24 protein-coding genes are annotated in these 21,832 nt (G+C 66.4%); 17 read left to right on the forward strand and 7 right to left on the reverse strand.

The annotated features are described in order from the left end of the window. Positions 1 to 2: 2 nt before the first annotated feature. The 5 genes from metK (at position 3) to QMX85_RS11700 (ending at position 3,944) form a co-directional block, all read left to right on the forward strand. Positions 3 to 1,193: a methionine adenosyltransferase gene (gene metK / locus QMX85_RS11680; protein ID WP_282341026.1), complete on the forward strand. Its 1,191-nt coding sequence runs from the start codon at positions 3 to 5 to the stop codon at positions 1,191 to 1,193. A gap of 295 nt (positions 1,194 to 1,488) precedes the next feature. After that, complete coding sequence (locus tag QMX85_RS11685) at positions 1,489 to 2,502, forward strand: class 1 fructose-bisphosphatase (RefSeq protein WP_090225601.1); 1,014 nt, start codon at positions 1,489 to 1,491, stop codon at positions 2,500 to 2,502. Beyond that, on the forward strand, positions 2,492 to 3,112 hold the full coding sequence (locus tag QMX85_RS11690; protein ID WP_282341068.1) for a DUF924 family protein: 621 nt from the start codon (positions 2,492 to 2,494) through the stop codon (positions 3,110 to 3,112). Before QMX85_RS11685 ends, QMX85_RS11690 begins: the two co-directional genes overlap by 11 nt. A gap of 32 nt (positions 3,113 to 3,144) precedes the next feature. Continuing rightward, positions 3,145 to 3,396 carry an outer membrane protein assembly factor BamE gene (gene bamE, locus QMX85_RS11695; RefSeq protein ID WP_282341027.1) on the forward strand — a complete coding sequence of 84 codons (252 nt, stop codon included), beginning with the start codon at positions 3,145 to 3,147 and terminating at the stop codon, positions 3,394 to 3,396. Between the two features lie 11 nt (positions 3,397 to 3,407). Further along, on the forward strand, positions 3,408 to 3,944 hold the full coding sequence (locus tag QMX85_RS11700; RefSeq protein WP_282341029.1) for a lipocalin family protein: 537 nt from the start codon (positions 3,408 to 3,410) through the stop codon (positions 3,942 to 3,944). A gap of 1 nt (position 3,945) precedes the next feature. Here the strand turns inward: QMX85_RS11700 and QMX85_RS11705 are convergent, their stop codons facing one another. Next, positions 3,946 to 4,326: a DUF2141 domain-containing protein gene (locus QMX85_RS11705; RefSeq protein WP_282341031.1), complete on the reverse strand. Its 381-nt coding sequence runs from the start codon at positions 4,324 to 4,326 to the stop codon at positions 3,946 to 3,948. Between the two features lie 90 nt (positions 4,327 to 4,416). On the opposite strand from QMX85_RS11705, the gene QMX85_RS11710 reads away from it, so the two are divergent. The 4 genes from QMX85_RS11710 to QMX85_RS11725 are packed head-to-tail and all read left to right on the forward strand — an operon-like array spanning position 4,417 to position 7,904. Next, the gene (locus QMX85_RS11710) at positions 4,417 to 5,334 is read left to right on the forward strand and encodes a dialkylrecorsinol condensing enzyme (protein WP_282341033.1); all 918 of its coding nucleotides are present in this window, start codon (positions 4,417 to 4,419) and stop codon (positions 5,332 to 5,334) included. Between the two features lie 17 nt (positions 5,335 to 5,351). Next, the gene (locus QMX85_RS11715; RefSeq protein WP_282341035.1) at positions 5,352 to 6,509 is read left to right on the forward strand and encodes a beta-ketoacyl-ACP synthase III; all 1,158 of its coding nucleotides are present in this window, start codon (positions 5,352 to 5,354) and stop codon (positions 6,507 to 6,509) included. Continuing rightward, positions 6,499 to 6,906, forward strand: coding sequence for a hypothetical protein (locus QMX85_RS11720; protein ID WP_282341037.1), 408 nt, complete (start codon positions 6,499 to 6,501; stop codon positions 6,904 to 6,906). Before QMX85_RS11715 ends, QMX85_RS11720 begins: the two co-directional genes overlap by 11 nt. Further along, entirely contained in the window at positions 6,903 to 7,904 is a 1,002-nt protein-coding gene (locus QMX85_RS11725; RefSeq protein WP_282341039.1) for a BtrH N-terminal domain-containing protein, read from the forward strand. The genes QMX85_RS11720 and QMX85_RS11725 overlap by 4 nt, the downstream gene beginning before the upstream one ends. Positions 7,905 to 8,060: 156 nt before the next feature. Here QMX85_RS11725 and QMX85_RS11730 read toward each other — a convergent pair whose 3' ends face one another. From QMX85_RS11730 to QMX85_RS11755, 6 genes are read right to left on the reverse strand one after another with little or no spacing between them, the layout of a single operon-like run. After that, complete coding sequence (locus QMX85_RS11730; RefSeq protein WP_282341041.1) at positions 8,061 to 8,627, reverse strand: hypothetical protein; 567 nt, start codon at positions 8,625 to 8,627, stop codon at positions 8,061 to 8,063. Beyond that, on the reverse strand, positions 8,624 to 9,736 hold the full coding sequence (locus QMX85_RS11735) for a beta-ketoacyl synthase N-terminal-like domain-containing protein (RefSeq protein ID WP_282341043.1): 1,113 nt from the start codon (positions 9,734 to 9,736) through the stop codon (positions 8,624 to 8,626). Before QMX85_RS11735 ends, QMX85_RS11730 begins: the two co-directional genes overlap by 4 nt. Further along, positions 9,733 to 9,999 (reverse strand): acyl carrier protein, encoded by a 267-nt coding sequence (locus tag QMX85_RS11740; RefSeq protein ID WP_090225617.1) that lies wholly within the window; start codon positions 9,997 to 9,999, stop codon positions 9,733 to 9,735. Before QMX85_RS11740 ends, QMX85_RS11735 begins: the two co-directional genes overlap by 4 nt. Beyond that, positions 9,981 to 11,168, reverse strand: a complete 1,188-nt coding sequence (locus QMX85_RS11745; RefSeq protein WP_282341045.1) for an ABC transporter permease — start codon at positions 11,166 to 11,168, stop codon at positions 9,981 to 9,983. The genes QMX85_RS11740 and QMX85_RS11745 overlap by 19 nt, the downstream gene beginning before the upstream one ends. Next, on the reverse strand, positions 11,165 to 12,049 hold the full coding sequence (locus tag QMX85_RS11750; RefSeq protein WP_282341047.1) for an ABC transporter ATP-binding protein: 885 nt from the start codon (positions 12,047 to 12,049) through the stop codon (positions 11,165 to 11,167). The genes QMX85_RS11745 and QMX85_RS11750 overlap by 4 nt, the downstream gene beginning before the upstream one ends. Next, the gene (locus QMX85_RS11755) at positions 12,042 to 12,449 is read right to left on the reverse strand and encodes a beta-hydroxyacyl-ACP dehydratase (protein WP_090225622.1); all 408 of its coding nucleotides are present in this window, start codon (positions 12,447 to 12,449) and stop codon (positions 12,042 to 12,044) included. Before QMX85_RS11755 ends, QMX85_RS11750 begins: the two co-directional genes overlap by 8 nt. Positions 12,450 to 12,546: 97 nt before the next feature. On the opposite strand from QMX85_RS11755, the gene QMX85_RS11760 reads away from it, so the two are divergent. The 8 genes from QMX85_RS11760 to mdoH all read left to right on the forward strand — a co-directional run bounded on the left by QMX85_RS11760 (position 12,547) and on the right by mdoH (position 21,775). Then, positions 12,547 to 13,104, forward strand: coding sequence for an isoprenylcysteine carboxylmethyltransferase family protein (locus tag QMX85_RS11760; protein ID WP_282341050.1), 558 nt, complete (start codon positions 12,547 to 12,549; stop codon positions 13,102 to 13,104). Positions 13,105 to 13,243: 139 nt separating this feature from the next. Continuing rightward, a complete protein-coding gene (pip, locus tag QMX85_RS11765; protein WP_282341052.1) occupies positions 13,244 to 14,209 on the forward strand; it encodes a prolyl aminopeptidase in 966 nt (321 codons plus the stop codon). Next, complete coding sequence (dtd, locus tag QMX85_RS11770) at positions 14,206 to 14,643, forward strand: D-aminoacyl-tRNA deacylase (RefSeq protein WP_282341054.1); 438 nt, start codon at positions 14,206 to 14,208, stop codon at positions 14,641 to 14,643. Before pip ends, dtd begins: the two co-directional genes overlap by 4 nt. Positions 14,644 to 14,781: 138 nt before the next feature. Further along, the gene (locus QMX85_RS11775; protein ID WP_090225625.1) at positions 14,782 to 15,573 is read left to right on the forward strand and encodes a transporter substrate-binding domain-containing protein; all 792 of its coding nucleotides are present in this window, start codon (positions 14,782 to 14,784) and stop codon (positions 15,571 to 15,573) included. Between the two features lie 81 nt (positions 15,574 to 15,654). After that, positions 15,655 to 16,617 (forward strand): amino acid ABC transporter permease, encoded by a 963-nt coding sequence (locus tag QMX85_RS11780; RefSeq protein WP_282341057.1) that lies wholly within the window; start codon positions 15,655 to 15,657, stop codon positions 16,615 to 16,617. Next, complete coding sequence (locus tag QMX85_RS11785) at positions 16,610 to 17,344, forward strand: amino acid ABC transporter ATP-binding protein (RefSeq protein ID WP_282341059.1); 735 nt, start codon at positions 16,610 to 16,612, stop codon at positions 17,342 to 17,344. Before QMX85_RS11780 ends, QMX85_RS11785 begins: the two co-directional genes overlap by 8 nt. Before the next feature lie 341 nt (positions 17,345 to 17,685). Beyond that, positions 17,686 to 19,215: a glucan biosynthesis protein G gene (locus QMX85_RS11790; protein WP_282341061.1), complete on the forward strand. Its 1,530-nt coding sequence runs from the start codon at positions 17,686 to 17,688 to the stop codon at positions 19,213 to 19,215. After that, positions 19,208 to 21,775 carry a glucans biosynthesis glucosyltransferase MdoH gene (gene mdoH / locus QMX85_RS11795; RefSeq protein WP_282341063.1) on the forward strand — a complete coding sequence of 856 codons (2,568 nt, stop codon included), beginning with the start codon at positions 19,208 to 19,210 and terminating at the stop codon, positions 21,773 to 21,775. The genes QMX85_RS11790 and mdoH overlap by 8 nt, the downstream gene beginning before the upstream one ends. Positions 21,776 to 21,832 lie beyond the last annotated feature (57 nt).

Genomic DNA, 21,832 nt, shown 5'->3' on the forward strand with positions numbered 1-21,832 from the left:
CGATGAGCGAATATTCCCTGTTTACCTCCGAGTCGGTGTCCGAAGGACATCCGGACAAGATCGCCGACCAGATTTCCGATGCCGTCCTCGACGCCATCATCACCCAGGACAAGCACGCCCGCGTGGCCGTCGAAACCCTGGTCAAGACCGGCGTGGCCATCGTCGCCGGCGAAGTCACCACCAGCGCCTGGGTCGACCTGGAGCAGATCGTCCGCGACGTCATCTGCGACATCGGCTACACCAGCTCCGACGTCGGTTTCGACGGCGCCACCTGCGGCGTCATGAACATCATCGGCAAGCAGTCCCCGGACATCAACCAGGGTGTCGACCGCGCCAAACCGGAAGACCAGGGTGCCGGCGACCAGGGCCTGATGTTCGGCTACGCCAGCGACGAAACCGACGTGCTGATGCCGGCGCCGATCCGCTTCTCCCACGCGCTGGTCCAGCGCCAGGCCGAGGCGCGCAAGTCGGGCCTGCTGTCGTGGCTGCGCCCGGATGCGAAATCCCAGGTCACCTGCCAGTACGAGAACGGCAAGGTCGTTGGCATCGACGCCGTGGTGCTGTCCACTCAGCACAATCCGGACGTCTCGCTGGCCGACCTACGCGACGGCGTGATGGAGCTGATCATCAAGCACGTGCTGCCGGCCGAGCTGCTGCACAAGGGCACCCAGTTCCACATCAACCCGACCGGCAACTTCGTCATCGGCGGCCCTGTGGGCGACTGCGGCCTGACCGGACGCAAGATCATCGTCGACTCCTACGGCGGCATGGCCCGTCACGGCGGCGGCGCGTTCTCCGGCAAGGACCCGTCCAAGGTCGACCGCTCGGCCGCCTACGCCGGCCGCTACGTGGCGAAGAACATCGTGGCCGCCGGCCTCGCCGAGCGCTGCGAAATCCAGGTGTCCTATGCCATCGGCGTGGCCCAGCCGACCTCGATCTCGATCAACACCTTCGGCACCGGCAAGATCGGCGACGACAAGATCATCGCCCTGGTCCGCGAGCACTTCGACCTGCGTCCCTACGCGATCACCAAGATGCTCGACCTGCTGCACCCGATGTACCGATCCACCGCCGCCTACGGCCACTTCGGCCGCACGCCGGAACAGCTCACGGTGGGCGACGACACCTTCACCACCTTCACCTGGGAAAAGACCGACCGGGCGGAAGCGCTGCGCGCCGCCGCCGGCCTGTAAGCACCCGTCCACGGTCCGGTGTTGGAAATGCCGGGCCGGCCCCAGCCCGCGAGAGCCTGAGCGGTCCTGTGTCCGGTCGAGCAGAAGCCCCGCCTCGGCGGGGCTTTTTCATGGGCGCGCAAAATGTGCTGGTGGCGCGCGCTGCGGGCGTCGGCCGGCTCAGGGTCGGCCCCGCGGGCGAGACGCCCTGCGCCGCTTCGCTGAACTCCGCGCAGACAGCCCGGTCTGACGCAGCATCGCCTGCCGAGTCGCGCTAAACTGCGCGGGTTTTTCCCCTTCATACCTGGAGTCGTCCATGTCCCGCGTTTCCCTCAGCCGCTACCTGATCGAGCAAACCCGCAGTCACAACACGCCGGCTGACCTGCGCTTCCTCATCGAGGTGGTGGCGCGTGCCTGCAAGGAAATCAGCCATGCGGTCTCCAAAGGCGCGCTGGGCGGCGTGCTGGGCAGCATGGGCACCGAGAACGTGCAGGGCGAAGTCCAGAAGAAGCTCGACGTGCTCTCCAACGAGATCCTCCTGGAAGCCAACGAGTGGGGCGGCACCCTGGCCGGCATGGCGTCCGAAGAAATGGACAACGCCTACCAGATTCCCGGCCAGTACCCGAAAGGCGCCTACCTGCTCACGTTCGACCCGCTGGACGGCTCCTCGAACATCGACGTCAACGTCTCGGTCGGCACCATCTTCTCGGTGCTGCGCTGCCCGGGCGAATGCTTCAGCCAGAACGAGCCGCTGGGCGAGGAAGCCTTCCTCCAGCCCGGCACCAAGCAGGTCGCCGCCGGTTACGCCATCTACGGTCCGCAGACCATGCTGATCCTGACCCTGGGCGACGGCGTGAAGGGCTTCACCCTGGACCGCGAGATGGGCAGCTGGGTGCTCACCCACGACGACATCCGCGTGCCGGAAAGCACCGCCGAGTTCGCCATCAACATGTCCAACCAGCGTCATTGGGAAGCCCCGGTGCAGCGCTACGTGAACGAGTTGCTCGAAGGCAAGGCCGGCCCGCTGGGCAAGGACTACAACATGCGCTGGATCGCCTCGATGGTGGCCGACGTGCATCGCATCCTGACCCGTGGAGGCCTGTTCATGTACCCGCGCGATTCGCGCGATCCGTCCAAGCCCGGCAAGCTGCGCCTGATGTACGAGGCCAACCCGATGTCGATGCTGATCGAACAGGCCGGCGGCGCGTCCACCGACGGCCACCAGCGCATCCTCGATATTCAGCCGACCTCGCTGCACCAGCGTGTCGCCGTCTACCTCGGCTCCAAGGAAGAGGTCGAGCGCGTGACCGGGTATCACCATCAGGCCTGACTCCGGAACGCCAGCACCCTGGCAACCGCTGCTGCAGTGGTGGTTCGGCGAGGACGGCACGGCGAGCCAGATCGCCGCGCAGCGGAACCGCCTGTGGTTCGGCTACCGCCAGGCTCAGGATGCCGAAGCCCGAGAGCGTTTTGGCGGGCTCACCGCCCAGGCGTTGCAGGGCGAGCTGGACGACTGGGCGCAGACGCCCGACGGCTGGCTGGCGCTGATGATCCTGCTCGATCAGCTTCCCCGGATGATCCATCGCGGTAAGCCCGAAGCCTTCGCCGGTGATGCCGCTGCCCGGGCGCTGCTCGATCTTGGCCTGGCGCACGGCTTGGCCAGCGCGTTGGCGCCGATCCGGCAGGTGTTCTGCTATCTGGTGCTGGAGCACGCCGAGGACCTCGACCGCCAGGAACGCGGCGTGGTGGCGTTCGCCGCACTCGCGGACCTGCACCACGACGAGGAGCGCGCGATCTTCGACGATTTCCTTGCCTTCGCCCGCAAGCACCGCGACGTGATCGCCCGTTTCGGCCGCTTTCCCCATCGCAACGAGATCCTCGGTCGGCTGTCCACCGATGAGGAAAAAGACTTTCTGCGTCGGCCCGGTTCGCGCTTCTGAGCCGCGGCCTTTCCAATCAGGAGCATCACACCATGTCCTTGCGCTTCTCCGCCGTACTGGCCTGCCTGCTGATAGCCGGCTGCAGCAAGATCAACCAGGAAAACTACGCCAAGATCGGCCCCGGCATGAGCAAGGCCGAAGTCGAGGCGCTGCTCGGCGAGCCGACCGAATGTTCAGGCGCCATGGGTGTGTCCAGCTGCACCTGGGGCGACCAGAAAACTTTCATCAGCGTGCAGTACGCCGCCGGCAAGGTAGTGATGTTCTCCGGCCAGGGCCTCAAGTAAAGGAGTTCGCCATGCGCCTGCTGTTCGCTGTTTTCGCCGCCCTGTTGCTCAGCGCCTGTGCGTCCGGCGATGCGCCACCGCCGCCGCGTACCGTCGCTGCGGTCGACCTGCAGCGCTACCAGGGCACCTGGTACGAACTGGCGCGCCTGCCGATGTTCTTCCAGCGCAATTGCGTGCAGTCCGAGGCCCGCTACAGCCTGCGGGCCGACGGCGCCGTTAGCGTGCGCAACCGCTGCAAGACCGACAGTGGCGAATGGCAGGAGGCGGTCGGCGAGGCCGTGCCGCAGGTCGAGGGGCGCACGGACAAGCTCTGGGTACGGTTCGACAATTGGTTCAGCAGGCTCTTCCCCGGCCTGACCCGCGGCGAGTACTGGGTTCTCTACCTGGACGACGACTACCGCACCGCGCTCGTCGGCCACCCGAACCGCAAGTACCTGTGGTTGCTCTCGCGCACGCCCGAGGTCGACGCCGCCGCCCGCGAGCGTCTGCTCGGCGTGGCCCGCGAGCAGGGATACGCCGTCAGCCAGCTGATCTGGCGACAGCCGTAGTCTACTGGCGGCGACTTTGCAGGCGGATGCTCAGCACGGTGTCCCGCTCGCCGTGGGTGAACAGGCACTGCTCGGGTCGGGGCTTGCCGCGTAGCAGCGAGGGGTTGCCGGAGAAACCCACCGGCTCCAGCGGCAGGCCGCGTGGGCTGAGGTTCAGTTGGCCGTTGCCGTCGAGATCCTGGTAGACCTGCACGGCGTAGCGGCCGGCGGGCACTTCGCGCAGCACCAGAACCGCCTCGTTTCCCTGCAGCGTGCGCAGGGGTTGCTCCGCCCATTCCTTGCTGTCGTCAGGCAGCAGCGCGACGTGCACGTCGCCGGCCTTCTGCCGTCCCTCGAGAATCAGGCGGATATCGCCGGCGAACACCGTCCCGCCCAAGGCCATCCATAGCAGCGCGCAATATGTCGTCTGGGTTACGGTTCGAAAAAAGGTCTGTGGCATAATTCGCAACATTTTGCAGGGAATTGGCAGGGTATGCGTCAGGTGCTGGTGGTCCATTACTCGCAAACCGGCCAGCTGAATCGGCTGGTTCAATCGGTTTGCGCGCCGTTGCAGGCGGATGCCGGCATCCAGGTGGATTTCCTGCCGCTCGAGCCCGCCCAACCTTACCCGTTCCCCTGGCCGTTTCTCGGTTTTTTCCGCATCTTTCCCGAAACCGTGCTGATGAAGCCGCAGCCGCTGCGGCCTCTAGCGGTGGATGCCGGGAAAGACTACGACCTGATCATCCTTGCCTACCAGGTCTGGTTCCTTTCGCCGTCGCTGCCGCTGACCAGCTTCCTCGCGTCACCGGAGGCGGCGCGCCTGCTGCGCGGGCGGCCCGTGGTGACGCTGATCGGCTGTCGCAACATGTGGCTGATGGCGCAGGAGAAGGTCAAGGCCAGGCTGGCACAGCTGGGCGCACGCCTGCTCGACAACGTTGCCCTCACCGACGCGTGCGGCACCGCCGCCAGCTTCCTCGCCACGCCGCTGTGGATGTTCACCGGCCGCCGCAAGCCCTATCACTGGGTGCCTGAAGCCGGTATCGCGGACGCGGAGATCAGCGCGGCCAGCCGTTTTGGCGAGGCCATCGCACGACGCCTGTCGGCCGACGCGCTGCCACTCGAGCAACCCATGTTGCGTGGGCTCGGCGCGGTCAAGGTGGACGAGAAACTGATCGGCAGCGAGACCGTGGGCAACCGCAGCTTTCAGTTGTGGAGCCGCCTGCTCAGCGCGCTGGGCCCGCAGCAGAGCCGTCGGCGCGGCGCCGGGCTGGTGCTCTATATCGTCTTTCTGATCAGCCTGATCATCACCGTGGTGCCCGCCGGCGCACTGCTGAAGAAGGTGCTGGCGCCGCTGTTCAAGGCGCGGACGCAGCGTCAAAAGGACTACTTCGCCGGCCCGTCCGGCGAGTGACTTGACCGAGGAATCCCGTGGTTCAACCTGTATTCATCAATCGCATCAGTGCCTTCCTGCCCCACGATGCCGTTGACAACGAGCAGATGGAGGCGCGCCTGGGCCTGGTCGGCGGCAAGCCGTCGCGGGCGCGCAAGCTGGTCCTGCGCAGCAACGGCATCACCGGGCGCCATTACGTGATCGACCCCGCCACGGGCGAGCCGAGCATGAGCAACGCGCAGCTCAGCGCCGAGGCGATTCGCGGCCTGGCCGGGGAGGGTTTCGCGCTGGATGCGCTCGATTGCCTGGTCGCCAGCAGTTCCTCGCCCGACCAGGTGATGCCCAACCATGCGGTGATGGTTCACGGCGAACTGGGCAATCCGCCGTGCGAGGTGGTGTCCACCGCCGGTATCTGCCTGTGCGGCATGAGCGCGCTGAAATACGCCTGGATGAGCGTCGCCAGCGGCGAGAGCCGCAACGCCGTGGCCTGCGGTTCGGAGGTGGCCTCGACGCTGATGCAGGCGCGCAACTTCAACGCCGAATACGAAAGCCGCGTCGACGACCTGGAAAGCCACCCGGAGATCGCCTTCGAGAAGGACTTCCTGCGCTGGATGCTCTCCGACGGCGCCGGCGCGGTGCTTTTGCAGGGCCGGCCGAATGCGCGCGGGCTGAGCCTGCGCGTCGACTGGATCGACATCTACTCCTTCGCCGACCAGATGCCGCCGTGCATGTACGCCGGCGCCGACATGCAGGATGACCAGCTGACCGGCTGGAGCCGCTTCGATGCCGAGGAACGCAACCGCCGCTCGGTGATGGCGATCAAGCAGAACGTCAAGCTGCTCAACGAGAACATCGTCAAGTACACCGTCGAGCAGGCCTTGGAGCGGATCATGGCGCGCCGCGAACTGCGCGTCGGCGACATCGAGCATTTCCTGCCGCACTACTCCTCGCAGTTCTTCCGCGACCGCCTCGCCGTCGGCCTGGCCAACGCGGATCTGCCGATCCCCCAGGAACGCTGGTTCACCAACCTGACCCGCAAGGGCAACACCGGTGCGGCCTCGATCTTCATCATGCTCGAGGAGCTGTTCAACGGCGGCGGCTTGCGCAGCGGCGAGCGGCTGCTCTGCTACGTCCCGGAAAGCGGGCGCTTCTCCAGCGCCTTCATGCACCTCACGGTGGTCGGCGATGAAGCTTGACGAGGTTCCGCAGGATCACAGCTCCACCTACGGCGGGCACAGCAAGCTGGTCTACGCGGTAGATGCCAGCGGCCACTACCAGCACGCGCAGAGCGACGGCTGGGAGCCCGAGGCCTATGCCACGCAACTGGCGGTCGCCGAGATGGAGGCCCACGAGGCCGAAGCGCTGGGCGCGTGGCAGCGTGGCGAGGCGTCGCCGCTCAAGTGCCTGATGTACCGCTATCGCCTGGACGAACCAGCGCTGGGACAGATCACCGGGCTCTGGCAGTGGCGCATCCGCCGGCATTTCCGTGCCGAGGTGTACCGCCGTCTGCCGGCGTCGATCCTAACGCGTTACGCGGAGGCTTTCGGTCTGCCGCTCGAGGAACTGCTGGGCTACCAGAAGGATTTGGCATGAGCGTTTTCCAACACCGCCAGAGCGCCCATTGCGAAAGCGGCGTGATGGCCAGCCTGCTGACCCACGCCGGGCTGCCGATGAGCGAGCCGATGGCGTTCGGCCTGGCCTCCGGGCTGGCGTTCGCCTACCTGCCGATCGTCAAGCTCAGCGGCATGCCGCTGATCGCCTACCGCATGCCGCCGCGTCACCTGATCAAAACGCTGAGCAAGCGTCTCGGCGCGCGGTTGCACAGCCGCACCTTCGGTAATCCGGAGCAGGGCCGCCGCGAACTGGACGCGGCGCTCGACGCCGGCCGCCTCGCCGGCCTGCAGAGTTCGGTGTTCTGGCTGCCGTACTTTCCGCCGGAAATGCGCTTTCACTTCAATGCGCACAACCTGCTGGCCTACGGCCGCGAGGGCAACGACTACCTGATCAGCGACCCGGTGTTCGAGCAGCCGATGCGCTGCGCCGCCGAGGACCTGCAGAAGGCGCGCTTCGCCAAGGGCGCGCTGGCCGCCAAGGGCCTGATGTACTGGCTCGACGACGTGCCGCTGGAGCAGGACTGGGATCGCCTGATCCGCAAGGGCGTGCTGGCCACCACGCGCATCCTCGACGGCATGCCGCTGCCGTGGATCGGCATTCGCGGCATCCAGCACCTGGCCGATCGCGTCGCCCGGCTCGATCCGGCGCAGGCCAAGTACAACCGGCTGTACCTGACCCACATCGTGCGCATGCAGGAAGAGATCGGCACCGGCGGTGCGGGTTTTCGCTTCATGTACGCCAGCTTCCTCCAGGAAGCCGGCGAAAAGCTGGGCGACGCGACCCTGGGTGAAGCCTCGGCGCGGCTGACCGCCATTGGTGATGAGTGGCGCCAGTTTGCCTCGGCCTGCGTACGGGCCAGCCGCAGCAAAACCGAAGCGCCGAACTTTGCGCCAATTGCCGATTCGTTGCGGGGGATTGCCTTGCAGGAGCGGGCGTTGATGAAAGAACTGGGGGCGTGGGCGAAGCGCAAGGGCTGATTCCGGCGTATGGTCTAGCGAATCGTGCGTTGGCTGGCCCTCTCCCCTAACCCCTCTCCCGCAAGCGGGCGAGGGGAACTGATCGCCAATCTCCCGGCCAGCGCGGTCTGGCCCCCTCTCCCGCTTGCGGGAGAGGGCGGGGGAGAGGGCAGCGGTTCAGAACGTGGCGACGAGCGCGAGGCGTCGCACCTCGACACCCGCAGCCAGCGCTTCGAAGCTATCGGCGGCCGGAACATCGCGCCCCTCCAGCAACACCCCCTGCACACAAAAATCCCCCCGCTCGTCCACGACCAGGAGCAGCGCCTGGCTGACCACCCCATCCTGCAGATCCAGCCGCGCCAGATTCGACAGCTGCGACCACACCTTCGCCCCTGCGCCGATGAACAGGTTCGGTCCTTCCAGCCCCAACTGCTGCGCCACATGAAAACCGGCGGCATTGCTGACGCTGTTGACGAACTCGAAAGGCTTGGGCTGCTTGTGCTGCACGCACACCGCTTCCAGCAGGGCGATCATGGTCGGTCGAGCGGGGTGGTGGGAGGCGAGGTACAGGCCGCAGTCGCTGCGGATGTCTGCCTTGATCAACGCACCGCCCAGCAGCGCCTGAAAGATCAGCCGGTCGATGCGCCGCGGCGGGTTGCTCAGGTGCTGGCTCAGCGCGGCTTTCAGGTCCTTGTCGCCGGTCGTGGCCAGGCCATGGATTTCACTGGCGGCGATGACCGTCATTGCTCACCCCCGCAGCCTTGCAGCACCAGGCTGGCGTTGTTGCCGCCAAAACCGAAGAAGTTGGCCAGCACCAGGGCGTCATCGGCCAGCTGAAGGGGCTGGCTGCCAAGCGGCAGGCTGGCCTCGGTGGCGTAGTCCAACCCCGGCAAAGGCCCCTGTTGCAGGGCGTGCATCAGCAGCAGCGTTTCGCTCAGGCCGCAGGCGCCAAGGGTGTGGCCGAGCCAGGGCTTGAGCACGCACAGCGCCGGCATGCGCTCGCCGTAAAGGCTGAGCATGCCGTTGGTTTCGGCGTGGTCGTTGGCCTGGGTGGCGGTGCCGTGCAGCTTGATCAGGGCGATATCGCCGGCATCGCGCCCGGCACTGGCCAGGGCCTTTCGCATCACCCAGTCGATATGGCTGCCGTCTTCGCGGGTGGTGGTCAGGCTGGTGGTGTCGCAGGCGCTGAAGCCGCCGAGCAGGCGGGCCAGCGGCGCGCTGCCGGGTTCCAGCCCGAGCAGGGCGGCGCAGTAGGTTTCGCCGAGCACCAGGCCGTCGCGCTCGGGGTGAAATGGACGGTAGCGGCCGCTGGGGCTCAGCAGGTTGAGGGCGCCAAAGCCCTGCATGGCCACGGCACTCGGCGTTTCGAAGGCCAGCACCAGTACCCGGGCAAGAGGCCCGGCGGCCAGCTGCCGGGCACCGTACAGCAGGCCATTGGCGGCGCTGGTGCAGGCGGTGTTCAGGGTGTAGGCCTCGGCGAACCCCCAGCGCTCGCGCAACTGCCCGGCAAGCCGATCCAGCGAGGTGGAATCGTTTGGCACGAACCCGCCGCGCTCCGCCGCCAGGGTTTCCAGCTCGACGATATCCAGCGCGGTGCTGGCGACAATCAGCAGGCAGTCGTCCAGCCTGCCGCGATCGGCGCCGAGGGTTTCGCCCAGCAGACGATCCAGGCGTTGGTCGAGGCTTTCCTCGCTCGCCGGCACATTCAGGTAGGTACGCGGCTCCTGTACGTCATGCAGCACGAACTCACGGCCAGTCGCCCGCTGACCTTCACGCAGTGCCCGGCTGGCGGTGGCCAGGTCGTCTCCCAGCGCACAGTGCAGGGCGCCGCGCAGCAGGTAGACCGGCGTCACTGCTGCTGCCTGATGAAGGCGGCGATGCTGGCGATGCTGTTGAGGATGCGCCGGCCGTCCTTGGCGCCTTCGATGCGCACGTTGTAGTGCTGCTGGAGGGCCAGCGAGACCTGCAGGGCGTCGAGGCTGTCCATCTGCACCCGGCTTTTCTGGCCGAACAGCGGCTCGTCATCGGTGATGCTCTGCCAGTCGATGTCGTCTTCCTTGTCGCATTCGACGATCAGCAGACGTTTGAGCTGTTCTTCTAGTTGTGTGTTGTCCATTGCGTTTGCTGCACTCGTTTACGGAACAGGAACAACCCGCCAGCGCCCAGCACCAGGGCGAAGAGCAGCAGGCGCGCGCAGTAGGGGGCGACGTCGGCCAGCGAGCCGTGGCCCACCAGCAGGGTCAGGAAGGCGTCCAGCGCCCAGCTCATCGGCGAAAGCTCGGCCAGGCGGGCCATCGCGGCGGGCATCACGCTCTTCGGGACCATGATCCCGCCGAGCGCGGCGAGGATTATATTCAGCCCGCCGCCAAGCAACAGCGCCTGTTCCGCGCTGCGCGCCAGGGCTGCGAGCAGCAGGCCGAGGCTGCCGGTGGCGAGGCCGATGCTCAGCGCCAGCGCTGCATAGGCCAGCGGGCTGCCGGGCAGGCTCAGCGCGGGCAGGCCGAGCAGCGGCAGCCCATAGTGGCCGAGGGCGAGAAGCAAGGCGAACTGCAACAGGTTGATCGCCAGGTAGGGCAGCAGTTTGCTCAGGGCCAGCGTGGCGAGGCTCAGGCCGAGGCCGCGAAAGCGCAGCAGGGTGCCACTCGCCTGTTCGCGCTGGAATCCGCCCGCCATCGGCAGCACCACGAAGAACATGCCGAAGATCAGCCAGGCCGGCACGCTCAGCTGGGTGGCATTGGCGCGGCCGCTGAGCTCGCCGCTGAGCAACTGGTCCTGTTCCTCGATCGTGCTCTGCGTGCGCTCCTGAACCAGTTGCAGGCGCTGCGTCGGCGTGAGGTCGCCGTCCAGCGCGCCGCTGTCCTGCAGGTAGGCGAGCAGGCGGGTCTGCGCCAGGGCGATGGTCACCGCGCCGCGCACGCGCTGGCGCGACAGGCTGTCGACCCGCGCCGGGAAGCTCAGCGTCGGCCCCTGGTGCGGCGTATCGAGCAATGTGCTGTCGAAGTCCGCCGGGAGGATCACCCGGCTCAGCGCCTCGGGGCTGTCGGCGAGCAGGCGGCTGTCGGGCAGCTGCGCCTGCAGGGCGTCGGCGAAGAAGCGGCTCGAGTCGCTGACCTGCTGCGCTTCCAGCACCAGGCTGAGCGGCGGCGGGCGGTCCTGCAGGTAGCTGGACATGGCGAAGGCCATCAGCAGCAGGAACAGCGCCGGCATGATGAACAGCACCGCCAGCGCATGCGGATCGCGGGCCAGCAGCAGCCCTTCCTTGCGGACCAGCGCGCGCAGTCTCACAGCCTTCCTCCGTTGAGGCGCAGGTACAGTTGCTCGAGCGACGGGCGACCGAAGCGCAGCAGGCTGGGCAACTCGTCCTGCCTGGCGATGAAGTCGCTGATGGCCTGGAGCTGATGGCCGTCCAGCGCGGCGATGCGGATTCCGTTGGGGATCGTCTCCGCCGTCAGCTGCAACCCGGCGAGCAGTTCATCCAGGCCGGGCGGAGCCTGTCGGGGCCACTCCAGCAACAGGCCATGTTCATCGCCGAGCAACTCCCGCTTGTCCACATCGAGGCGCACGCGGCCTTCGTGCAGCAGGAAGATGCGTTGCGCCACGCGCTCGACTTCCTCGAGGTAGTGACTGGTGTAGATCACCGCCTTGCCGCTGGCGGTGAGCGCCTCCACGGCGCCCAGGAGCAACTGGCGGCTGCGCGCGTCGACGCCCACGGTGGCTTCGTCGAAGAGGTACAGCGCGGCCGGTTGCAGCAATCCGATGGCGAAGTTCAGGCGGCGCTGCTCGCCGCCGGAGAGTCGCTCGGCGCGGCGCGACAGCTTGTCTTCCAGCGCCGTGTTGGCGATGCAGCGTTCCATCAGGTCGCGGCGTTCGGCGCCGCGCAGGCGGTAGAGGTCAGCGAACAGCTCGAGGTTCTCGCGCACCTTCAGGCCGGCGTAGAACGCCAGTTGCTGCGGCACCAGGGCCAGGCGACGCGGGCCGCGCCAGCGGATCTCGCCCTGTTGCGGCTGCAGCACGCCGCTGATCAGCGAGAGCAGGGTGGTCTTGCCGGCGCCGTTGCTGCCGAGCAGCCCCAGGCATTGGCCCGGTTCCAGCTGCAGGTGGATGTTCTCCAGCGCCGCCGACTCGGCGCCCGGATAGCGAAAACCGAGCCCTTCCAGTTCAAGCATGGACCAGCACCAGCAGCAGTTTGCCGTCCAGCAGCAGGCGCCCCTCGGCATGCACGGCGAAGGCGTACAGCGCACCGGCCGGGCTCAGGGCCTCCTGCGTCGCGCTGACCTGCAGGGCGCCGTCGCGGCGTTGCGGTTCGTGATGCAGGAGGAGGTGCGAGAGCTTGCCGACCAGCGCCATCTCGATGGAATCGTCGGCGCCATATAGGGCACCATGCGCCGCACACAGCTGCGCGGCGGCTTCGAACAGCAGGCAGGGCGAGGCCTCTTCGCCGAACGCAGCGAGGTGATGCCAGGCGGTGAGGCCGATGATGCGCGCGGGGTCGTGCTCGATCAGGCGATCCAGCCAGAGGGCTTCACCCTGATGCGGCAGCAGCGTGTGCAGTTGATCGCGGTCCATTGCTTGCGGTCGCAGCGAAGGGGCTGGCAGTGTAACAGAGGGGGCGGCGGCCGCGTGGTGTCGGGCCCGGACGATCAGGGCGGGAGAAGGAATAGGGATGATGTGGCAGCAATGGTTGGGATTCCTGCTGGGAAGCCTGGTTCTGACAGGCGTCTCGTGGCAGGCCCTGCGCCGGCCGAACTCGCATGGGTTCTACCGTTTCTTCGCCTGGGAGGCGATGCTCGCGCTGTTCGTGGTGAACGCGCCGGTGTGGTTCGAGGACCGCTTCGCGCTGCATCAGAAGGTGTCCTGGGTTCTGCTGTTCGGCTCGCTGGCGGTGCTGTTCCTCGGCCTCTACCAACTGCTGCGTTACGGTCGGCCGAACCGCGGCCGGCGCACCGACGCCGAACTGTTCGACTTCGAGCGAACCTCGCAACTGGTGACCGGCGGGATCTACCGCTTCATCCGGCATCCGCTGTACTGCTCCCTTTTGCTGCTGACCTGGGGCATCTGCTGCAAGCAGATCGGTCCGCTGACGCTGCTTCTGGCCGGCGTCGCCAGCGTGCTGCTGCATCGGGCGGCGCGATGCGACGAGAGCGAATGCCTGGCCTATTTCGGCGAGGCCTACCGCCTCTACATGCAGCGCAGCCGGATGTTCATTCCCTACGTTTTCTGAGGGCCGGAGGGCGCGGATCGCGGTCGGCAGATAAATGAACCGACGGTCATCCCGAGTTCGGCCATTCATGGTTATGATGCCCGCCAAGACAGCACAGCAGTACCCGCCGGGGTCCTTCGTCAACTACGGGAGCGCAGCAATGGAAACGTTGTATCCGGAGATCAAACCTTTCGCGCGCCATGAGCTGGCGGTGGATGACACGCACCAGCTCTATGTCGACGAAAGCGGCTCGCCGGATGGTTTGCCGGTGCTCTTCGTGCACGGCGGGCCGGGCGCCGGTTGCGATTCGCTGTCGCGGCGCTTCTTCGATCCGCGGCTGTACCGCATCGTCACCTTCGACCAGCGCGGCTGCGGGCGCTCGACGCCGCATGCGAGCCTGGAGAACAACACCACCTGGGACCTCGTGGCCGACATGGAGCGCATCCGTGAGCACCTGGGCATCGACAAGTGGGTGCTGTTCGGCGGTTCCTGGGGCTCGACGCTGTCGCTGGCCTACGCGCAAACCCATGCCGAGCGCGTGCACGCGCTGATCCTGCGCGGGATATTCCTCTGCCGGCCGCAGGAGATTTCCTGGTTCTACCAGGAAGGCGCCAGCCGGCTGTTCCCCGATTACTGGCAGGATTACCTGGCGCCGATCCCGCAGGAAGAGCGCGGCGACCTGGTCCAGGCGTTTTACAAACGCCTCACCGGCAGCGACCAGATCGCCCAGATGGGTGCGGCCAAGGCCTGGGCCTGCTGGGAAGGGCGCACCCTGACGCTGCGACCCAACCCGCAGACGGTCGAGCGTTTCCACGAACGTGCGCTGTCCATCGCCCGGATCGAGTGTCACTACTTCGTCAACGACGCCTACCTCGAGCCCAACCAGCTACTGCGCGACATGCCGAAGATCGCCCACCTGCCGGGCGTCATCGTGCACGGCCGCTACGATGTGGTGACGCCGCTGGACAACGCCTGGGAGTTGCACCAGGCCTGGCCGAACAGCGAACTGCAGATCGTCCGCGAAGCCGGCCACGCGGCCTCCGAGCCGGGCATCATCGATGCGCTGGTGCGTGCCACCAACGAAATGGCCCGGCGCCTGCTCGATCTGCCTCTGGAAGAGGCGTGAAGGCACTGTTGCAGCGCGTGCGTGGTGCACGCGTCGAGGTGCAGGGCGAAACCGTCGGCGCGATCGACCAGGGCCTGCTGGCGCTGATTGGCGTCGAAAAGCACGATGATGCGGCCAGCGCCGAGCGCCTGCTGCACAAGCTGCTCAACTACCGCGTGTTCTCCGACCCCGACGGCAAGATGAACCTGTCGCTGGGCGACGTCGGCGGCGGCCTGCTGCTGGTGTCCCAGTTCACCCTGGTCGCCGACACCCGCAGCGGCCTGCGCCCGAGCTTCTCCAGCGCGGCGCCGCCGGAGCAGGGGCGTGCGCTGTTCGAGCATCTGCTGGCGCAGGCCGGCGCACGGCATCCGCGTGTCGCCAGCGGCCGCTTCGGCGCCGACATGCAGGTGCATCTGGTCAACGACGGGCCGGTGACTTTCCTGCTCGAAAGCTGATCTGTCGCACGACGATTGGCTCCTTTCTTGCCTCATCCTGGCTCGCCTTGGGCGGCGCCTGCGGTTAGCATGCGCCGCCAGCGAGCGGTCGGTCCGCTCGGCGAGCTTCCATGGAAATTGCCCCCTTCTGGAGATGAAATGAAACGATTTCTCGCGTCATTGCTGTTATCCGCCTGCGCCCTGAGCGGCCTGGCCCACGCCGGCATGGTCGACGATGTGGTCAAGCGCGGCACCCTGCGCGTCGGCATGGACCCGACCTACATGCCCTTCGAAATGACCAATAAACGGGGCGAGATCATCGGCTTCGAAGTCGACCTGCTCAAGGCGATGGCGAAGGCCATGGGCGTCAAGCTTGAACTGGTTTCCACCGGCTACGACGGCATCATCCCGGCGCTGCTGACCGACAAGTTCGACATGATCGGTTCGGGCATGACCCTGACCCAGGAACGCAACCTGCGGATCAACTTCTCCGAACCCTTCATCGTGGTCGGGCAGACCCTGCTGATCCGCAAGGAACTGGCCAACGACGTGAAGTCGTACAAGGACCTCAACGATCCGAAGTACCGCATCACCTCGAAGATCGGCACCACCGGCGAAATGGTCGCCAAGAAGCTGATCGCCCAGGCCAAGTACAACGGCTTCGACAACGAGCAGGAAGCGGTGATGGACGTGGTCAACGGCAAGGCCGATGCCTTCATCTATGACGCCCCGTACAACGTCGTCGCGGTCACCAAGGCCGGCGCCGGCAAGCTGCTGTTCATCGAAGAGCCCTTCACCTACGAGCCGCTGGCGTTCGGTCTGAAGAAAGGCGACTACGACAGCCTCAACTGGATCAACAACTTCCTGGCCCAGGCCAAGAAGGACGGCACCTACGATCGCATCCATGCCAAGTGGTTCAAGAACACCGACTGGCTCAAGGATATGGAATAAGTAAGAGTCGCCGAGGGCCGCCCGCGCGGTCCTCGGCGCTTTTACGATGTGTCCGCCTCCACGTTGTACCCGAGATATCCCGTGACCAAGAAGAAACGTCCCCTCTGGCCCTGGCACCTGCTGACCGTTCTGATCCTGGTCGGGCTGGCCGCCGGTATCTGGTATTCCACCTCGCTGATTTCCTACGAGTGGCGCTGGAACCGTGTGCCGCAGTATTTCGCTTATCAGGCCGAGGACGCGCAGCGCGCTGCCGACTTCGGCCGTGTCGAGTCCGTCGTCGAAGACGGCGACCGAGCCCGTGTCACCCTGGCCACCGAGAGTGGCAAGCAGCAGGTCGTCGAAGTCGCCCGCAACAGCCTGCTGGTCGCCGAAGGCGATGACGTCAGCGAAGGCGACAGCCTGGGCGTGAACCGTCACTGGGCTGCCGGTCCGCTGCTCTGGGGGTTGTGGACCACGCTGTGGATTTCCGTCGCCGCCGGCGCCGCCGGGCTGGTCATCGGCCTGTTCACCGGCCTGTGCAGGCTGTCGCCGAACCCGACCCTGCGCGATCTTTCGAGCGTCTATGTCGAACTGGTGCGCGGCACGCCGCTGCTGGTGCAGATCTTCATCTTCTATTTCTTCATCGGCACCGTGCTCAACCTGTCCCGCGAGTTCGCCGGGGTGGCGGCACTGGCGCTGTTCACCGGCGCCTACGTCGCCGAGATCGTTCGCGCCGGGGTGCAGTCGATCGCCCGCGGGCAGACCGAGGCGGCGCGCTCGCTGGGCCTCAACGGTCCCCAGGCGATGCGCCACGTCATCCTGCCGCAGGCCTTCAAGCGCGTGCTGCCACCGCTGGCCGGGCAGTTCATCAGCCTGGTCAAGGACACCTCGCTGGTCTCGGTGATCGCCATCACCGAACTGACCAAGAGCGGCCGGGAGGCGATCACCACCTCGTTCTCGACCTTCGAGATCTGGTTCTGCGTCGCCGCGCTGTATCTGGTGATCAACCTGCCGTTGTCACAAATCGCCAACAAGCTGGAGCGGAGGCTCGCGCAAAGTGATTGAGGTACGCGACCTGACCAAGGTGTTCGACACCCGCGGCCACGTGGTGCGCGCGGTCGACGATGTATCCACCGATGTGGCCAAGGGCGAGGTGCTGGTGGTGATCGGCCCGTCCGGCTCCGGCAAGTCGACCTTCCTGCGCTGCCTCAACGGGCTGGAGGACATCGATTCCGGTTCGGTGAGCATCGACGGGCTCGACCTGGCCAACCCGAAGACCGACATCAACGCCTATCGCCGGGAAGTCGGCATGGTGTTCCAGCATTTCAACCTGTTCCCGCACATGACCGTGCTGGAGAACCTCTGCCTGGCGCAGAAGGTTGTGCGCAAGCGCGGCAAGGCCGAGCGCGAAGACAAGGCGCGGGCGTTGCTGGAGAAAGTGGGCATCGGGCAAAAGGTCAACGAATACCCGTCGCGCCTCTCCGGCGGTCAGCAGCAGCGCGTGGCGATCGCCCGGGCGCTGTGCATGGACCCGAAGGTGATGCTGTTCGACGAGCCGACCTCGGCACTCGACCCGGAAATGGTCGGCGAGGTGCTGGACGTGATGAAGACCCTGGCGCTGGAAGGCATGACGATGGTCTGCGTGACCCACGAGATGGGCTTCGCCCGCGAAGTGGCGGACCGGGTGCTGTTCTTCGATCACGGCAAGCTGCTCGAGGACACCGCTCCGGCGGAGTTTTTCGCCCATCCGAAAGACCCGCGCGCGCAGGCGTTCCTGCGCCAAGTGCTGTAGGAAAGAGACTGCCGGTCACCCCCGGGAAGCGTCCTTACGTGGTCGCCTGCAGTTTTTTTCATACGGCAACGCAGCGGGAAACCATCGATGCCACGCCATTGGCCTCAACGTCCGGTGATTAGCGGCGTGCAGCCGCTTGCCGAGCCCGTTCGTCGTCCCTCATCATTCACACCCCGAGAGGCTGCCCAGGGCGGCTTCGGGGAATCATTGCGTACTCACGCGGTCGTTTATGGGTCATCGCCGTCTAGCTTGCGGCTTATAGAAGCAATCTGACGAGTAAGGGGATTACGTTGGTCTCTCATTCCATTGCAGCAGCTTCCTGGCCCGAAAAGCTTCGCCCGATGCTGCTGGGTTTTGCCTTGTTTACCGCCTTCGGCGCCGCGCAGGTCCAGGCATTCAGCCTCGACGACGTTGGCACGGAAGCGAAGAATCTGGCCGACAAGGCCTATGAAGCACCGAAGAACAACCTGCCCAAGTCGCTGCGCGACCTCAAGTTCGCCGACTACCAGCAGATCCAGTACCGCTCCGACAAGCTGTTCTGGGCCGAGCGCGATACCCCCTTCAAGCTGAGCTTCTATCACCAGGGCATGCAGTTCGACACTCCGGTGAAACTCAACGAAGTCACCGCCACCAGCGTCCATGAAATCCAGTACGACCCGAATAACTTCAGCTTCGGTTCGCTGCAGCTCGATCACAGCCCGGAAGCGCTGAAGGACCTGGGCTACGCCGGCTTCCGCGTGCTCTATCCGATCAACAAGGCGGACAAGCAGGATGAAGTGATGACCCTGCTCGGTGCCAGCTATTTCCGCGTGATCGGCAAGGGCCAGACCTACGGCCTGTCCGCGCGCGGCCTGGCCATCGACACCGCGCTGCCGTCCGGCGAAGAGTTTCCGCGCTTTCGCGAATTCTGGATCGAGCGTCCGAAGGCCGGTGACAAGCACCTGGTGATCTACGCGCTGCTGGACTCGCCGCGTGCCACCGGTGCCTATCGCTTCATCCTGCGTCCGGGCGACGACGCGGTGGTCGACGTGAAGTCGCGGGTCTACCTGCGCGACACCGTCAATCGCATCGGCCTGGCGCCGCTGACCTCGATGTACCTGTTCGGCTCGAACCAGCCATCCCCGCACCTCAACTACCGCCCGGAGCTGCACGACTCCGACGGCCTGGCGATCCACGCCGGTGACGGCGAGTGGCTATGGCGCCCGCTGAACAATCCGAAACACCTCGCCGTCAGCGCCTTCTCGGTCGAGAATCCCAAAGGCTTCGGCCTGCTCCAGCGCGGCCGCGAGTTCGCCCGCTTCGAGGACCTCGACGACCGCTACGACCTGCGTCCGAGTGCCTGGATCGAGCCCAAGGGCAACTGGGGCAAAGGCCAGGTGCAACTGGTGGAAATCCCCACGCCGGACGAGACCAACGACAACATCGTCGCCTTCTGGACCCCGGCGGAATTGCCCGCGAACGGCGAGCCGCTGGAACTGGACTATCGCCAGCACTGGACGCTGAACGAGCCGGCGCTGCATGCGCAGGACAGCGCCTGGGTCGCCCAGACCCGCCGCTCCACTGGCGACGTCAAGCAATCCAATCTGATCCGTCAGGCCGACGGCAGCATCGCCCTGCTGGTCGACTTCGTCGGCCCGGCGCTGGAAGCGCGCGCCGAGGGCGAGCCGCTGAGCAGCCAGGTCAGCGTCGGCGACAACGGCGAGCTGGTCGAGAACAGCCTGCGCTACAACGCGGTGACCAAGGGCCGGCGCCTGACCCTGCGCTTCAAGGTCAAGGACCCGACGCTGCCGGTGGAAATACGTGCCGCGCTGGTCGATGGCGAGCGCACCCTCAGCGAAACCTGGAGCTACCAGTTGCCCGCCGATGAATAAACCCCATGAAAGCGCCTCGCCCGTCGAGGCCTACCGGCACCATCTGGGACTGTCCGCCGAGGACGGTGATCTTGCCACTGCGGACGACATCGACGTGCTGCTCGGCGGGCTGGCCGCGCGGGGACGCGTGAACGGCGCCACCGGCGAAGCCGCGCTGGACTCGGTCGGCCGTCGCCTGGAGCTGGCCTGGCCGGATCTGCGCAACAGCGATGTGATCGGCGTCGACGCCGGGCAGCGGGTCTGCCTCAAGGCGACTCCGCCGGTGCGGCGTACCCGCATGCTGCCCGAACCCTGGATGACCAACCCACTGGTGCGCGGCTGGCGCAAGCTGTTCGGCGCGCCGCCCAAGCGCCTGCGTCCGCCCGCCGAGGCCGACGAGTACGCGCACTGGCGCACCGTCGGTGCCTGGCGGCGGATGATCCTGCTGATCCTGATGCTGGCGCAGACCGTGGTCGCGACCTGGTACATGAAGCAGGTGCTGCCGTACCAGGGCTGGGGCATGGTCGATCTGCAGGAAGTCTTCCAGCAGGGCTGGCTCGCCTCGATCCGCCAGGTCCTACCCTATGTCGTGCAGACCAGCATCCTGCTGCTCTTCGCGCTGCTCTGCTGCTGGGTCTCGGCAGGTTTCTGGACCGCGCTGATGGGCTTCCTGCAACTGCTCACCGGGCGCGACAAGTACAGCATCTCGGCCAGTTCCACCGGCGAGGAGCCGATCGACCCGCAGGCGCGTACCGCGCTGGTCATGCCGATCGCCAACGAGGACGTGCCGCGCGTCTTCGCCGGTCTTCGCGCGACCTACGAATCGCTGGCCGCCACCGGGCAGCTTGAGCACTTCGATTTCTTCGTGCTCAGCGACAGCAACCAGCCGGACGTTTGCGTCGCCGAGCAGAACGCCTGGCTCGAGTTGTGCCGCGAGGTGAAGGGCTTCGGCCACATCTTCTACCGCCGCCGGCGTCGCCGCGTGAAGCGCAAGAGCGGCAACATCGACGACTTCTGCCGCCGCTGGGGCAGCGACTATCGCTACATGGTGGTGCTCGACGCCGACAGCGTGATGAGTGGCGAATGCCTGGTGCGCCTGACCCAGCTGATGGAGGCCAATCCGCGCGCCGGGATCATCCAGACCGCGCCCAAGGCGTCCGGCATGGACACCCTCTATGCGCGCATGCAGCAGTACGCGACGCGCGTCTACGGCCCGCTGTTCACCGCCGGCCTGCATTTCTGGCAGCTCGGCGAGTCGCACTACTGGGGGCACAACGCGATCATCCGCATGAAGCCGTTCATCGAGCACTGCGCGCTGGCGCCGTTGCCGGGCAAAGGTGCCTTCGCCGGGGCGATCCTCTCCCACGACTTCGTCGAGGCCGCGCTGATGCGGCGTGCCGGCTGGGGCGTGTGGATCGCCTACGACCTGCCAGGCAGCTACGAGGAACTGCCGCCCAACCTGCTCGACGAGCTCAAGCGCGACCGTCGCTGGTGCCACGGCAACCTGATGAACTTCCGCCTGTTCCTGGTCAAGGGCATGCACCCGGTGCACCGCGCGGTGTTCCTCACCGGGGTGATGTCCTACCTGTCGGCGCCGCTGTGGTTCCTCTTCCTGGTACTCTCCACCGCGCTGCTGGCGATCCACCAGTTGCTCGAGCCGCAGTACTTCCTGCAGCCGGGCCAGCTGTTCCCGGTGTGGCCGCGCTGGCGTCCGGAGGAGGCCATTGCGCTGTTCTCCACCACGCTGCTGATGCTGTTCCTGCCCAAGCTGCTCAGTGTGATGCTGATCTGGTTCCAGGGCGCGCGGGAGTACGGCGGCAAGTTCAAGGTCACGGTGTCGATGCTGCTGGAGATGTTCTTCTCCATGCTGCTGGCGCCGGTGCGCATGCTCTACCACACGATCTTCGTGACGGCGGCATTCCTCGGCTGGTCAGTGCAGTGGAATTCGCCGCAGCGTGACGACGACGCCACGCCATGGAGCGAAGCGATCCGTCGCCACGGCATGCAGACGCTGCTCGGCGCCGCCTGGACCGCCCTGGTCGCCTGGCTGAACCCGCAGTTCCTCTGGTGGCTGTCGCCGATCGTGCTGTCGTTGATGCTGTCGATTCCGGTCTCGGTGCTTTCCAGCCGCTCGCGTCCGGGTATCGCCACGCGCCGCGCGAAGCTGTTCGTGATCCCCGAGGAGAGCAACACGCCGCGCGAACTGAGCGCCACCGACGAGTACACCCAGCTCAACCGCGACAACCAGTTGAAGGACGGCTTCCGCAAAGCGGTCGTCGATCCCTCGCTGAACGCGCTGGCCTGCGCGCTGGGAACCGCTCGCCATGGTCACAGCGAGATCATCGAGCGGCAGCGTCAGCAGCAGATCGAGCGCGCCCTCAGCGAAGGGCCGAAGGCCCTGGACGGTACGCGCAAGATGTTCCTGCTCAGCGACCCGGTCGCGCTGTCGCGCCTGCATGCGCAGGTCTGGCGCAACGGCGTGGCACCCTGGCTGGCCGGTTTGGAAAAACTGCCCGCCGCCTCGGCCAACCCGCCAGCGGGCACCCTCCAGGCCGACGGGCTTCCCCAGCCCGCGGTCTGAAACCGAAGCGGGGGGGGGGGGTGGGCGGGCCCCCCCCCGTGTGCCCGGGGGGGGGGG

This window comes from Pseudomonas sp. PS02288 (genome assembly GCF_029959715.1).
In the GTDB taxonomy this organism is placed as follows: domain Bacteria; phylum Pseudomonadota; class Gammaproteobacteria; order Pseudomonadales; family Pseudomonadaceae; genus Pseudomonas_O; species Pseudomonas_O kuykendallii.

Bases quoted from the DNA above. Each gene is read 5' to 3' on its own strand.
- QMX85_RS11750 (WP_282341047.1), bottom strand. From the start codon at position 12,049: ATGCTTGAACTGGAAGGGCTCGGTTTTCGCTATCCGGGCGCCGAGTCG.
- QMX85_RS11755 (WP_090225622.1), bottom strand. From the start codon at position 12,449: ATGGACCGCGATCAACTGCACACGCTGCTGCCGCATCAGGGTGAAGCC.
- QMX85_RS11740 (WP_090225617.1), bottom strand. From the start codon at position 9,999: ATGGACAACACACAACTAGAAGAACAGCTCAAACGTCTGCTGATCGTC.
- pip (WP_282341052.1), top strand. From the start codon at position 13,244: ATGGAAACGTTGTATCCGGAGATCAAACCTTTCGCGCGCCATGAGCTG.
- QMX85_RS11725 (WP_282341039.1), top strand. From the start codon at position 6,903: ATGAGCGTTTTCCAACACCGCCAGAGCGCCCATTGCGAAAGCGGCGTG.
- QMX85_RS11775 (WP_090225625.1), top strand. From the start codon at position 14,782: ATGAAACGATTTCTCGCGTCATTGCTGTTATCCGCCTGCGCCCTGAGC.
- QMX85_RS11700 (WP_282341029.1), top strand. From the start codon at position 3,408: ATGCGCCTGCTGTTCGCTGTTTTCGCCGCCCTGTTGCTCAGCGCCTGT.
- bamE (WP_282341027.1), top strand. From the start codon at position 3,145: ATGTCCTTGCGCTTCTCCGCCGTACTGGCCTGCCTGCTGATAGCCGGC.
- QMX85_RS11730 (WP_282341041.1), bottom strand. From the start codon at position 8,627: ATGACGGTCATCGCCGCCAGTGAAATCCATGGCCTGGCCACGACCGGC.
- QMX85_RS11790 (WP_282341061.1), top strand. From the start codon at position 17,686: ATGCTGCTGGGTTTTGCCTTGTTTACCGCCTTCGGCGCCGCGCAGGTC.
- QMX85_RS11705 (WP_282341031.1), bottom strand. From the start codon at position 4,326: ATGGCCTTGGGCGGGACGGTGTTCGCCGGCGATATCCGCCTGATTCTC.
- QMX85_RS11710 (WP_282341033.1), top strand. From the start codon at position 4,417: ATGCGTCAGGTGCTGGTGGTCCATTACTCGCAAACCGGCCAGCTGAAT.
- mdoH (WP_282341063.1), top strand. From the start codon at position 19,208: ATGAATAAACCCCATGAAAGCGCCTCGCCCGTCGAGGCCTACCGGCAC.
- QMX85_RS11760 (WP_282341050.1), top strand. From the start codon at position 12,547: ATGATGTGGCAGCAATGGTTGGGATTCCTGCTGGGAAGCCTGGTTCTG.
- QMX85_RS11720 (WP_282341037.1), top strand. From the start codon at position 6,499: ATGAAGCTTGACGAGGTTCCGCAGGATCACAGCTCCACCTACGGCGGG.
- metK (WP_282341026.1), top strand. From the start codon at position 3: ATGAGCGAATATTCCCTGTTTACCTCCGAGTCGGTGTCCGAAGGACAT.
- QMX85_RS11685 (WP_090225601.1), top strand. From the start codon at position 1,489: ATGTCCCGCGTTTCCCTCAGCCGCTACCTGATCGAGCAAACCCGCAGT.